Below are 10,845 nucleotides of genomic sequence, written 5' to 3'. Positions count from 1 at the left end.
TCACGGGGACGGTACATGGGGGTTTTCTCCGTCGAGGCGCAGGGCATAGTGGTGGAAGGCCCGGTCGCGTTGCCAGCCGAGGGCGTCGTAGAGCGCCTGGGCGGCGTGGTTATCGGTCTGGGTGGCCAGGGTCAGCTGGTGGACGCCATGGGCGAGGGCCAGATCGCGGGCGGCCCGCAGCAGGGCGCGACCGATGCCCTGTCGGCGGGCCTGAGGGGCCACGAAGAGGTCGTTGAGCCGCCAGAGCGGGGCCAGGCGCACCGTGCTGAACAGCGGATACAGTTGCACGAAACCCTGTGGCACGCCCTCGTCATCGCAGGACACCAGCAGGTGGGCATCGCCCAGCCCCAGGCGCTTGGCGACGAAGCGGCGGGCGGCGTCCGGATCGCTGGGCTGGCCGTAGAAGACCCGATAGGCATCGAGCAGGGCGCCGAGGGCCGCGACATCGGCGAGCCGGGCAGAACGGATGATCATGGGGAGCTCCTTTTCATGGGGAGTGACACCACTCGAGTCTGGCGACATAGTGGTTCCCCAGTAAGAGCCAGTTATCAGGAGAATCATGGAACCACTTGCCGGTCGATCCGCCGACTGGGTCGGCGAGGCCCTGGGCCTCGAGCTGACCCGGCCCTCTCTCCAGCCCCAGCCGCTGAACCGCCGCCTCTACCAGGCGCTGCGGGGCTGGGTTCAGTCGGGGCGCCTGGCCAGCGGCAGTCGGTTGCCGTCGTCGCGGCGCCTGGCCCGTGACCTGGGGGTGGGGCGCAACACCCTGCTGGAGGCCATCGAGCAGCTGGTCGCCGAGGGCTTCCTCGAGACTCGCCCCGGCGCCGGCACCTTCGTCGCCGACCTGCCGTTCGGCACTGGCGAGGCACCATTCGAGCCATCCGGAACGCCCCCGGTCGAGGCGCCGGAGGCGGCGTTGTCGCGGCGTGGCGAGCGGGTGCTGAGCTTCTGTGGCCCGTCGGAGGCGTCGCATGGCGCCTTCACCCCGGGGGTGCCGGCCCTCGATCGCTTTCCCCGCGAGCTCTGGCAGCGGCTGCTCAAGCACCACCAGCGGGATGCCCCCGAGGCGTGGCTGGCTTACCGCACCCAGGGTGGGGTGCCGGCGCTGCGCGAGGCACTGTGCGACTACCTGCGGCTGTCGCGCTCGGTGCGCTGTCGCCCGGAGCAGGTGCTGGTGGTGCAGGGGGCCCAGCAGGGCTTCGAGCTGATCGCGCGGATGCTGAGCGACCCGGGCGATACCGTCTGGCTGGAGGAGCCGGGCTATGGCGGGGCCCAGGCCTGCTTCGCCGCCGCCGGCCTGGCGTCGGTACCGGTGCCGGTGGATGGCGAGGGGCTGGACCTCGCGCGAGTGCCGCCCGGGCAGGCCGCGCCCCGGCTGATCTATGTGACGCCCTCTCACCAGTACCCCAGCGGCGTGACCATGAGCCTGCCCCGACGCCTGGCGCTGCTCGAGGCGGCCGAGGCCCACGGCGCCTGGATCGTCGAGGACGACTACGACAGCGAGTTCCGCTATGGCCAGCGCCCCATCGCCGCCCTCCAGGGCCTCACCGAGGCGGCCCGGGTGATCTATGTCGGCACCCTCAGCAAGGTGCTCTACCCGGGGCTGCGGCTCGGTTACCTGGTGCTCCCCGAGGCGCTGGTGGCGCCCTTCCGGCGCGCCAATGCCCGCCTGCATCGGGAGGGGCAGTACGCGGTGCAGGCGGCGCTGGCCGAGTTCATTACCGCGGGGCACTTCTCGCGGCATGTGCGGCGCATGCGTGACTGCTACCGGGCGCGCCAGGCGCTGTTGCGCCGGGCCCTGGCGCCGGCGGTGGCCCGGGGCCTCGTCCTGTCGGAGGGGCAAGCCGGCATGCACCTGGTGGCCTGGCTCGACGACCGGGACATCGAACGAGCGCTGGTGGTCCGGGCGACCGAGCAGGGCATCAGCCTGTCGCCGCTATCGGGCTATTACCTGCGCCAGCCGGGCCGTCCGGGGCTGGTGCTGGGCTATGCCGGGGCCCGCGATGAGGAGATCGTCCGGGCCGGGGAGTGGCTGGCGCGGGAATGGCTGGCGCGGGTCGAGGAGGGGGCGGCGATGGCCGCCGATCGATAGCGCCACTCCCTTGGGTGGGGCCGGCTCAGGTTCGCGCCAGCACCGCCTGCACGAACTCGCCCTTGGCCCGGGTATAGGCCTCCCGGTCGTCGGGGTGGCGGGCGGCCAGCTCGGCCTTGAGCAGGGCGTAGCGCTCGGCCAGGGCCGGGTCGCCGCGCAGGGCGTCGCGGAAGGCCAGGCGCTCCCGCCACAGGCGCCCGTCGTGAACCACCAGATGCAGGTGGTGGGTGCGTCGCCCCGCGGCATGGCGCATCAGCCAGCGGCGGTCGGTGAGGGCGGCGTTGAACTCGGCAGAGGTGACGTAGCCGGCCGCGAGCAGCGGCGCCATCAGCGCATCGGCCACCGCCAGGGACTCGACCCCGGCCATGACGTCGATGATCGGCTTGGCCGGCAGGCCCGGCACCGCGGTGCTGCCGATATGCTCCACCCCGCATAGGGCGTCGGCAAACTGGTCTAGCAGGCGCCTTCGCTCGGTGGCGAAGCGGCTCGGCCAGGCCGGGTCGTAGGGTTCCAGCATCACCCGCTCGTGGATGGCCCGCTCGAGGGACTCGGCTTCGGTCATCGGGACTCCTTGGGTGAGGGAGCGTCCGGCGCTCATGTCGGGTCATCTCCTGTCGGACGGTTCGGGGGGCGCAGGTAGGCGAGCCAGTAGACACCGGCGACCAGCAGGGTGCCGCCGACGACATTGCCGGCGCTGACCACCGCCAGGTTGTGCAGGGCGGCGCCAAGCGTCGGGCCTTCCGGCCCACCCAGGGCGAGGCCCAGTGGCAGGAAGAACCAGTTGGCGATCGAATGCTCGAAGCCAAGCGTGACGAAGGCGCTGATCGGCAGGACGATGGCCAGGATTCGGTCGGTGACGCTGTGCCCTCCCATGGCCAGCCAGATCGCCAGGCAGACCAAGACGTTGCACAGGATGCCCCGAGCGAAGGCCTCGAGCGGTGCGAGCTCGGCCTTGGCCTGGGCGATCCGTAGCGCCGTGATGCCCACGCTGCCATCCCCCAGGTTGCCGACATTGGCCAGCATGACCAGCAGGACCGTGCCGAGGCAGCCGATGATGTTGCCAAGGTAGACCAGCCCCCAGTTGCGTAGCACTTCGCGGGTGGTGACCAGGCGACTCGCCCAGGCCATGGCCAGGAGGTTGTTGCCGGTGAACAGCTCGGCGCCGCCGACCACCACCAGGATCAGGCCCAGGCAGAACCCCAGGCCACCGAGCAGTCGGGTCACGCCGAAGCCGAGACTCGAGTCGGTGATGATAACGGTGAACAGCAGGGCCCCCAGGGAAATGAAGGCGCCGGCGAGGATGGCCAGTACCAGCAGGGTCGGGCCATCGGCCCGAGCCTTGGCCACTCCCATGTTCGCCACGCGTTGTGCGATCTGTTGCGGCTGATAGGCGTCACCGAACAGGGAGCCTGGGTCCCGGACTGGCGTTGAGGGTCGCGGTTTCGTCACCATTCCTCGAGCTCCCAGGCCGGGTTCCAGGCCACTTCCCAGAGGTGGCCGTCGGGGTCCTGGAAGTAGCCGGCATAGCCGCCCCAGAAGGTCTCGTGGGCGACCTTGGCGATCGTGGCGCCGGCACGTTCCGCCTGGGCCATCACCGCATCGACCTCCTCCCGGGAGGCGACGTTATGGGCGAGGCTGAACTCGGTGGCGCTCGGCGGCCCCACCGACAGGTTGGCGTCATTGGCGAGGCAGCGCCGCGGCCAGAGGCCCAACTTCAGCCCGCCCTGCAATTCGAAGAAGGCCACGGCGCCGTCCCCCTCCTCGAACTCCTCGCCGACGATGCCGGGCGTCGCCAGCCCGAGGCCATCGCGATAGAAGTGCAACGCCCGCTCCAGGTCGTCGACGCCCAAGGTGATCAGGGTGAGATGCGGTTGCATGGGTAGCTACCCCCCGTTCGTGGCAACTCATGACCGGGGAAATCCGGCCAGGGTGCCGTTCAGGGTAGACCAGGTCGACCTGTCCGGGAGACTCGCTCACGTCTCGTACTCGTCGTGACGGCGGTTCCAGACGTAGGGCGGCGTCTGGGGCCAGCCCTCCGGGGAGTCCTCCCAGCTCTCCTGGCGGCCGTAGGGCGTCAGGTCCAGGTAGCTCCACAGGCTGCCCAGGTACTCGACGCCGCGCTTGCCGGTGAAATAGCTGCGAAAGACCCGCTGGCCGTCGCGCAGGAAGACGCTGACCCCGTGGCGCTCGCCGCGATCGGTGTCCGGGGCGCAGCACTCCTCGCTGGTCACGCCCATATCGACGTTGAAGTCGCTGCCCAGGGAGGAGACCCAGGGCGGGTGCTGCCATCCCATGCGGGCCCGGTAGCGCTCGAGCTTCTCCAGGGGCGCCCGGGAGACCAGTACCAGGCTGGTGTCCCGGGCGTGCAGGTGGGCGGGGTGGGTCATGGCATCCACCACCCAGGAGCAGCCATCGCAGCCCGCCTCCCAGTCGGGGCCGAACATGAAGTGGTAGACGATCAGCTGACGGCGTCCTTCGAAGAGGTCGAGCAGGGTCAGGGAGCCATCGGGGCCCTCGAAGACGTAGTCGCCGCGTACCTCGACCATCGGCAGGCGACGGCGGGCGGCATTGAGCCGATCGCGCTCCCGGGTATGGGCCTTCTCCTTGGCGATCTGGGCGTCGAGGGCGATTTGCCACTCCGCCATGGAGACGCTGGGGGGCAGGGGGGAAGTCATGGGGTCTCCTCCTCATGGGCCAGGTTGAGCTGCCAGGAGACGCCGAAACGGTCGTTGAGCCAGGCGAAGCGGGCGCCGAAGCCGTAGTCGTCGGGGGGCATCAGCGTCTCGCCGCCCTCGGCGAGGGCGGCGTGGAGCCGCTCGAACTCCGCCGGGCTCTCGCACTCGACGCATAGCGAGAGCGAGGGCGTAAAGGTGAAGGCGTGGGCCACCGGGCTATCGATGCACTGGTAGCGGCGCCCGGCCAGGGTGAATTCGGCGTATCGGACGCTGCCCTCCGCCCCGGCCTCGCCGGGGCCGTAGCGCTCCAGGCGAGTGATCTCGGCATCCTCGAAGAGCGCCACATAGCAGCGCATGGCCGCCTCGGCGTCGCCCTCGAACATCAGGTGCGGGGTGATGTGATGGGCCATGGGGCCTCCCAGGCCGGTGTATGGGGTTCTCTTCTAGGTAGACGCTGGATGAGCGTTTGTCGACCGCACGTCGTGAGTCGCGGCCCGGCCGCCCCGCTGGAACAGCAGGCTGCCGGCGATCACCAGCAGGGCGGCCAGGCCCAGGTTGGGGGGCGGGGCCTCGCCGAGTGCCAGCACCGCGATCAGGGTGCCCACTACCGCCGCCACCGCACCGATCTGGCTCAGGTAGACGGGGCCGGCGAGCTTCTGGAGCACGAAATAGAAGAGGTAGAGCACCGTGAAGACCGTGATCTCCACCGCCAGCAGCCGCAGCACGGCCTCGCGGCTGAACAGCTCTGGCAGCTGGCCGGGCTCGAGGGCCAGCGACAGGGGCAGCAGGGTGACGGCGCCGCCGAGCAGCATCAGCGCCGCCAGGAAGAGCGGCGAGCCGCCCTCGGGCCAGCGCAGGGTGCGGTAGATATTGCCGAGGGCGATCACCAGTGGCATGGCCATCACCAGCAGGGCCCAGCCCGGGGCGGCCTGCATTCCACCGAACTTGGCGGCGGCCAGCACCAGGCCGCCGCCGAGCCCCAGGATCACTCCCGTGAGGCGCAGCGGCCGCAGGCGCTCGAGCTTCAGGCCGACGGCCAGCACCCAGGTGATCAGGATCGGGAAGGCGAAGCTCAGCGAGATAAAGCCCGCGCCCACATGGCGGATGGCCACGAAGGCCAAGGCATTGGGCAGGGCCAGCAGGGCGCCGGCCACCAGGGCATACTCCAGGGTGCGGCGGTTGAAGGCCAGGGGCCGCTGGCGTAGCGCGGCGAGGCCCATCAGCACCAGGCCGGCGCCGGCCATGGCGACCATCAGGAAGCTGACCCGCGGGGCGCCGGCATCGTCGGCCAGCTTGGCGACCGTCAGCGACAGGGCGAGGAAGCTGCCCACCAGCAGCAGGCAGCCGAGCGCCCGGAGGCCGGGGCGGGGGGATCCCTTGCGCGGGGCGGTAACCTTGGTCATCATTCGGCTCCTATAGCTCATGATAAAGTATCTCGATATCGAGTGACTTTGTTAAAAGTATCTTAGTGTAGAGATTAATAGTTGGCAATGGTGGCGAGGCCGATCGATGAACCGAGTGAAACAGGCGGTGAGCCAGTGGCAGCGGGAGCTGCCCGAGCTGGACCTCTTGCCCATGGAGGTGGTGGGCTATCTGAAGACCAGCCAGTTGATCACCCAGGGGCGGCTGAACGCCTTCTTCAAGGCGCATGACCTGCAGGCGGGGGAGTTCGATGTGCTGGCCTCGCTGCGCCGCGCCGGGGCTCCCTATGCGCTGACGCCCACCCAGCTGTTCGAGGCGCTGATGATCTCCTCGGGGGGCATGACCAATCGCCTGGACCGCCTGGAGCGGGCGGGCTGGATTCGGCGCTCGCCCAACCCCGAGGACCGGCGCGGCGTACTGGTCTCGCTGACGGAGGAGGGGCTCGCGCTGATGAATCGGCTGATTCCCCGGCATGTGGAGAACGAGGCGCATCTGCTCGCTGCCCTGAGCCGCGAGGAGCAGGAGACCCTGAGCCGGTTGCTCGGCAAGCTGCTCGACGGCCTGGAAGCGGAGTAACCGGGTCGGGGATTCCCCCACCGACGCAAGGAGAGCGTGATGGAGATAGCACAGACACCGCGGCTACGGCTGCGCGAGCTCGATAACGGCGATGTACCGGCCCTGGCGGCGATCCTCGCCGACCCCGAGGTGATGCGCTATTCGCTGGGGGGCGTCCATGACGAGGCGCAGACGCGGCGTTTTATCGCCTGGTGCCGGGCCTCCTATGCCGAGCACGGCCTGGGCCCCTGGGCGCTGGTCGACAAGGCCAGCGGGGAACTGGCGGGCTTCTGTGGCCTGAGCCATGACACCATCGATGGCCGTCGGGAGGTGCAGCTCGGCTACCGCCTGGCGACCCGTTTCTGGGGGCACGGCCTGGCCACGGAGGCGGCGCGGCAGGCGGTGGCGCTGGGTTTTACCGCGCATCGACTGGCCTCGTTGGTGGCCATTGTCGAGCCGGCGCACGGGGCCTCGCGGCGGGTCGTCGAGAAGGCCGGTTTCCGGGACTGCGTAGCGACCTCTTTTCATGATCGAGAAGTACGGCTCTATCGTCTGACGGCGGCGGCCTGGTGCGGGACGGCAAGCCCCTCGGGGGCAGGAGGCAGGCGCATGACGATTCGCGGCTATCGTCCCGAGGACGAGGCGGCGGTGATCCGCCTCTGGGAAGCCTGTGGCCTGATCCGGCCCTGGAACGATCCGCGCCGGGATATCGCTCGCAAGCTGGCGGAACAGCCGGAACTGTTCCTGGTGGGCGAGTGCGATGGGGCGGTGATGGCCAGCGTCATGGCGGGCTACGACGGCCACCGGGGCTGGGTCTACTACCTGGCGGTGGCGCCCGAACATCGTGGTGCCGGCCATGGCCGGCGGCTGATGGCGGAGGTCGAGGCCCGCCTGGCGGCGCGGGGCTGCGCCAAGCTGAACCTCCAGGTGCGTGCCGGCAACGCCGAGGTATTGGCCTTCTACCGGGCCCTGGGCTATGTCCAGGACGAGGTGGTCAGCCTGGGGCGGCGCCTGATCCCGGATCGGGAGTGAGCCGTCCCATGCCCAGCTCGCGAGTGCATGGCTAGGAATGGTTTGTCGTCGCTTTGGCCCGGATCAGCTCGCGTACCCAGGGCCAGGCCTGCGGGTACTCGTTTCCATCGAGCACGAATTCCTGACCGCGGGCCGCCGCCTTCAGCTCGACATGGTCGGCGTGTTTTCGCCAGCGCTGTCGGTTGGCGTGGTAGCTCAGCGGCGTGCGGTTGCCTTGCGGATAGCACCAGGCGGGCAGTCGCCATTGGGATACCTTGTCCGCCTCCGGGGCGCTCAACTGCCGCTCCGGTGCGAAGCGCGGAAAGATCCCGGCGCCGGGGAGCTCTGCGTCGAGCCCTGGTAGGGCGAGGCGCTGGCGGGCCAGGTAGAGCACATTGTTGGGCTCGCCTTGCCGCTGGAAGTGGGGGTGATAATGGGCCCAGGCGTACTCCGGAGAGCGTGCTTCGTCGACCGGCAGGATCGAGTCGACCTGCAACCAGCCCCAGATGATATGGCGGGGGCGGGCGTCGGGTGCCCAGCGCCAGGTGCCGGCATGGCGCTCGACGCGCCTGAAGAGCCCGAAGAACAGGAACAGATCCCCCGGCCCGACGCCCTGGTTGCGCAGATGACCCTGGGCCGGGCCGGCCTGCCCGAAGATCGGTCGCCAGCCCGGGCGGCGGGGCAGCATTTTGTCGATCAGGTCGGGATCGAGATGGGCGCCATCGTCTTGAGTGATTTTGCCCCGGGTGAGGGGCGCGACCAGGTCGACGAGGGAGCCCCCGTCATAGGCGATATCCCGGTAGCGAATGCGCGACCGGCCATCCGGAATGGGCAGGGCGAGCAGCCGGCCATCGGGGAAGAGGGGATTGGGCACGCCCCCGGCGGAGGAGTCGAAGCCCTTGCGGCTGAGGATCAGCTTCATGCCATTCTCTCCGGTGATAAGGGACAGCGAGTCGCTAGATGGGAGGCGTCCCGAGTGACACCGAAGCACTCCTTATGGCGCGAATATCCTCGAGATCCACCGGCCTGGAGAGCGCGGACTTGTAGCGAATCAAGTCTTCATCGAGCATCAGGGGAAGCTCCATCCCCAGCAGCCTGACCGTCCGATAGCGAGAGAAATCGATCTCGAGCGCGACCCACTCCTGCCGGTGAGTATCGAAGATGCGTGGGTCATGGGCACTGCCGACCTCGATCTTGATTCCCGAATGCTTGAACTGAACGTAGGTCAGATCCCAGCCCGCTTCCCGATAATGCCTGGCCGGCTTGGAGATGAATGCCTGACCGGCCTCGACCACGGCATCGAAGTGTTCTCCCGGTACGAAAAGGTCGATATCGTTCAGGGCGCGAGTGGCACCATACCCCCTCGCCGCGAGTCCCCCACAGACCAGAAAGGGGATCTGCCTTTTCTTCAATAGGCTGACGATCCATTGAGTCGCTTCTCGGTGCACCTGCTCTCCTCTCGCGCATGATGCACGCACGGAATGGCCCGTGTCGTGATGCCAGTGTCGATCACTCAATATGTCACCACCGACGATTACGTCGCAAGGAGACATCGGCGGTGGCTATGGGGTCGATAGGGGAGTTCCTTCTTTACCTGAAGTTGGCTTGAGCTATTAGCCTGCGCTGCAAGGTTGCCCTCGGAGGGCATCACGCACACCGCGGCCAGGGGCCGCTCGGCCAAGGAGTCCAGCCCATGAACGTCACCCTATCCTCGCATCCCCCCCATGAGTCGACTTCCTGGGAAGCGTCGCCTCTCGATCTCGCGGCCTATCTGGCACGCATCGACTACCAAGGGCCACTGACGCCCAGCCTGGAGACGCTGCGCGCCCTGCAGCGGGCGCATCTCGCGGCGGTGCCCTTCGAGAACCTGGAGATCGTCACCGGTGGCGAGATCCGGCTCGACATCGACAGCCTGCAGGACAAGCTGGTGCGGCGCCGGCGTGGCGGCTACTGCCACGAGCAGAACACCCTGTTCGCCACGGTACTGGATCGGCTCGGCTTCCGGGTCGAGGGGCGCAGCGCGTGGATGCTGATGGGCGATGACGAGCGCAAGATGACCGCCGTCGGCCATACCATGCTGGTGGTGAGCCTGGCGGGACGCGACTGGCTGGTCGATGTCGGGGTCGGCAATGTCGGGCCGCGCGAGCCGGTGCCGCTGGCGGCGGGTAGCGAGGTGCGCCATGGCCCCTGGCAGTACCGGATGGAGCGCTCGCCGCTGGGGCTCTGGCTGCTGCGCTACAAGCGCCACGATGGTTGGTTCAACCTCTACCAGTTCAGTGACGAGCCCTATTACCGGGTCGATTACGCGGATCACAACTATCATGTCTCCCATCATCCGGCCTCGCCCTTCGTTCGGCGTATCGTGGCCCAGTACAACGGGCCGGAGGAGCGCCTGGCGCTCACCGACCTGGAACTGAAGACCTTCCGCCCCGGCGAGGCGCCGGAAGTGCGTCGGATCGAGGCCGCCGAACTGCCCGGCGTGCTGCGCGAGCGCTTCGGGCTGGTGTTGGCACCGGAGCAGGAGGTCGTCCTGCGTCGGCGCGCCGAGTCGCTCGCCGGGACCTCGTCGGAAGGCGAGCAACTCGGTACCTGAGAGGCGATCAGTCGGGCCGGTAGCTGCCGACCTCGGCCGCGAAGCCGATCGCTAGGCGGTTCCAGGCGTTGATGGCGCAGATCGCCAGTGTCAGGTCGACCAGCGCCGCCTCCGAGAAGTGGGTGCGGGTGGCGTCGAACAGGGCATCGTCGATACCGCGTCCGGCGATCAGGGTATGGGCCTCGGCCCAGGTCAGGGCGGCGCGTTCCCGGGGCGTGAAGAAGGGCGTCTCGCGCCAGGCGCTTAGGGCATAGAGGCGCTGTTCGCTTTCGCCGGCGCGTCGGGCATCCTGGGTGTGCCTGTCGATGCAGTAGGCGCAGCCGTTGATCTGGGAGACGCGGGTCTTGACCAGCTCCAGCAGGCCGCCGCCGAGCTCGTCGCGGCGCCGGGCCGCCCGGGCGAGATGGGTCTCGATAGCGATCAGGGGCTGGAGGGCGTCCGGGTTGGCGGCGAAGTAGTCCATTCTCATGATGAGGCTCCGGTAATGAGTGACAGGC

14 protein-coding genes are annotated in these 10,845 nt (G+C 68.8%); 4 read left to right on the top strand and 10 right to left on the bottom strand.

Annotated elements, in window-relative coordinates; translation table 11 throughout:
- Nucleotides 1–474 carry a GNAT family N-acetyltransferase gene (locus IHD13_RS04400; protein WP_195859818.1) on the bottom strand — a complete coding sequence of 158 codons (474 nt, stop codon included), beginning with the start codon at nt 472–474 and terminating at the stop codon, nt 1–3.
- A gap of 85 nt (nt 475–559) precedes the next feature.
- Here IHD13_RS04400 and pdxR point away from each other — a divergent pair, with 85 nt between their 5' ends.
- On the top strand, nt 560–2,092 hold the full coding sequence (gene pdxR / locus IHD13_RS04395; protein ID WP_195859817.1) for a MocR-like pyridoxine biosynthesis transcription factor PdxR: 1,533 nt from the start codon (nt 560–562) through the stop codon (nt 2,090–2,092).
- A gap of 25 nt (nt 2,093–2,117) precedes the next feature.
- Here pdxR and IHD13_RS04390 read toward each other — a convergent pair whose 3' ends face one another.
- The 6 genes from IHD13_RS04390 to IHD13_RS04365 all read right to left on the bottom strand — a co-directional run bounded on the left by IHD13_RS04390 (nt 2,118) and on the right by IHD13_RS04365 (nt 6,170).
- Nucleotides 2,118–2,654 (bottom strand): GrpB family protein, encoded by a 537-nt coding sequence (locus IHD13_RS04390; protein ID WP_195859816.1) that lies wholly within the window; start codon nt 2,652–2,654, stop codon nt 2,118–2,120.
- Between the two features lie 32 nt (nt 2,655–2,686).
- Nucleotides 2,687–3,544, bottom strand: coding sequence for a formate/nitrite transporter family protein (locus tag IHD13_RS04385; protein WP_195859815.1), 858 nt, complete (start codon nt 3,542–3,544; stop codon nt 2,687–2,689).
- Nucleotides 3,538–3,969, bottom strand: a complete 432-nt coding sequence (locus IHD13_RS04380) for a VOC family protein (RefSeq protein WP_195859814.1) — start codon at nt 3,967–3,969, stop codon at nt 3,538–3,540. Before IHD13_RS04380 ends, IHD13_RS04385 begins: the two co-directional genes overlap by 7 nt.
- A 96-nt stretch (nt 3,970–4,065) precedes the next feature.
- On the bottom strand, nt 4,066–4,767 hold the full coding sequence (locus IHD13_RS04375; protein WP_195859813.1) for a DUF899 domain-containing protein: 702 nt from the start codon (nt 4,765–4,767) through the stop codon (nt 4,066–4,068).
- A complete protein-coding gene (locus IHD13_RS04370; protein ID WP_195859812.1) occupies nt 4,764–5,177 on the bottom strand; it encodes a VOC family protein in 414 nt (137 codons plus the stop codon). The genes IHD13_RS04375 and IHD13_RS04370 overlap by 4 nt, the downstream gene beginning before the upstream one ends.
- A gap of 33 nt (nt 5,178–5,210) precedes the next feature.
- Nucleotides 5,211–6,170: a DMT family transporter gene (locus IHD13_RS04365; RefSeq protein ID WP_195859811.1), complete on the bottom strand. Its 960-nt coding sequence runs from the start codon at nt 6,168–6,170 to the stop codon at nt 5,211–5,213.
- A gap of 106 nt (nt 6,171–6,276) precedes the next feature.
- On the opposite strand from IHD13_RS04365, the gene IHD13_RS04360 reads away from it, so the two are divergent.
- Both IHD13_RS04360 and IHD13_RS18430 read left to right on the top strand, forming a co-directional pair.
- Entirely contained in the window at nt 6,277–6,765 is a 489-nt protein-coding gene (locus IHD13_RS04360; protein WP_195859810.1) for a MarR family winged helix-turn-helix transcriptional regulator, read from the top strand.
- A 39-nt stretch (nt 6,766–6,804) separates the two neighbouring features.
- Nucleotides 6,805–7,776: a GNAT family acetyltransferase gene (locus IHD13_RS18430; protein WP_268246212.1), complete on the top strand. Its 972-nt coding sequence runs from the start codon at nt 6,805–6,807 to the stop codon at nt 7,774–7,776.
- Nucleotides 7,777–7,807: 31 nt separating this feature from the next.
- On the opposite strand, the gene IHD13_RS04345 is transcribed toward IHD13_RS18430, so the two are convergent.
- Together IHD13_RS04345 and IHD13_RS04340 are read right to left on the bottom strand one after the other, a co-directional pair.
- Complete coding sequence (locus IHD13_RS04345) at nt 7,808–8,677, bottom strand: hypothetical protein (RefSeq protein ID WP_195859809.1); 870 nt, start codon at nt 8,675–8,677, stop codon at nt 7,808–7,810.
- A gap of 34 nt (nt 8,678–8,711) precedes the next feature.
- Nucleotides 8,712–9,203, bottom strand: coding sequence for a hypothetical protein (locus IHD13_RS04340; RefSeq protein WP_195859808.1), 492 nt, complete (start codon nt 9,201–9,203; stop codon nt 8,712–8,714).
- Between the two features lie 245 nt (nt 9,204–9,448).
- On the opposite strand from IHD13_RS04340, the gene IHD13_RS04335 reads away from it, so the two are divergent.
- On the top strand, nt 9,449–10,348 hold the full coding sequence (locus IHD13_RS04335; RefSeq protein WP_195859807.1) for an arylamine N-acetyltransferase family protein: 900 nt from the start codon (nt 9,449–9,451) through the stop codon (nt 10,346–10,348).
- A gap of 7 nt (nt 10,349–10,355) precedes the next feature.
- Here IHD13_RS04335 and IHD13_RS04330 read toward each other — a convergent pair whose 3' ends face one another.
- Nucleotides 10,356–10,817 (bottom strand): carboxymuconolactone decarboxylase family protein, encoded by a 462-nt coding sequence (locus tag IHD13_RS04330; RefSeq protein WP_195859806.1) that lies wholly within the window; start codon nt 10,815–10,817, stop codon nt 10,356–10,358.
- Between the last annotated feature and the right edge of the window lie 28 nt (nt 10,818–10,845).

This window comes from Halomonas sp. 328, assembly GCF_015645095.1.
In the GTDB taxonomy this organism is placed as follows: Bacteria; Pseudomonadota; Gammaproteobacteria; order Pseudomonadales; family Halomonadaceae; genus Bisbaumannia.
Note: the sequence above shows the minus strand (reverse complement) of the source record. Positions and strands in the feature narration are given on the sequence as shown.

Bases quoted from the DNA above. Each gene is read 5' to 3' on its own strand.
- IHD13_RS04400 (WP_195859818.1), bottom strand. From the start codon at position 474: ATGATCATCCGTTCTGCCCGGCTCGCCGATGTCGCGGCCCTCGGCGCC.
- pdxR (WP_195859817.1), top strand. From the start codon at position 560: ATGGAACCACTTGCCGGTCGATCCGCCGACTGGGTCGGCGAGGCCCTG.
- IHD13_RS04390 (WP_195859816.1), bottom strand. From the start codon at position 2,654: ATGACCGAAGCCGAGTCCCTCGAGCGGGCCATCCACGAGCGGGTGATG.
- IHD13_RS04385 (WP_195859815.1), bottom strand. From the start codon at position 3,544: ATGGTGACGAAACCGCGACCCTCAACGCCAGTCCGGGACCCAGGCTCC.
- IHD13_RS04380 (WP_195859814.1), bottom strand. From the start codon at position 3,969: ATGCAACCGCATCTCACCCTGATCACCTTGGGCGTCGACGACCTGGAG.
- IHD13_RS04375 (WP_195859813.1), bottom strand. From the start codon at position 4,767: ATGACTTCCCCCCTGCCCCCCAGCGTCTCCATGGCGGAGTGGCAAATC.
- IHD13_RS04370 (WP_195859812.1), bottom strand. From the start codon at position 5,177: ATGGCCCATCACATCACCCCGCACCTGATGTTCGAGGGCGACGCCGAG.
- IHD13_RS04365 (WP_195859811.1), bottom strand. From the start codon at position 6,170: ATGACCAAGGTTACCGCCCCGCGCAAGGGATCCCCCCGCCCCGGCCTC.
- IHD13_RS04360 (WP_195859810.1), top strand. From the start codon at position 6,277: ATGAACCGAGTGAAACAGGCGGTGAGCCAGTGGCAGCGGGAGCTGCCC.
- IHD13_RS18430 (WP_268246212.1), top strand. From the start codon at position 6,805: ATGGAGATAGCACAGACACCGCGGCTACGGCTGCGCGAGCTCGATAAC.
- IHD13_RS04345 (WP_195859809.1), bottom strand. From the start codon at position 8,677: ATGAAGCTGATCCTCAGCCGCAAGGGCTTCGACTCCTCCGCCGGGGGC.
- IHD13_RS04335 (WP_195859807.1), top strand. From the start codon at position 9,449: ATGAACGTCACCCTATCCTCGCATCCCCCCCATGAGTCGACTTCCTGG.
- IHD13_RS04330 (WP_195859806.1), bottom strand. From the start codon at position 10,817: ATGAGAATGGACTACTTCGCCGCCAACCCGGACGCCCTCCAGCCCCTG.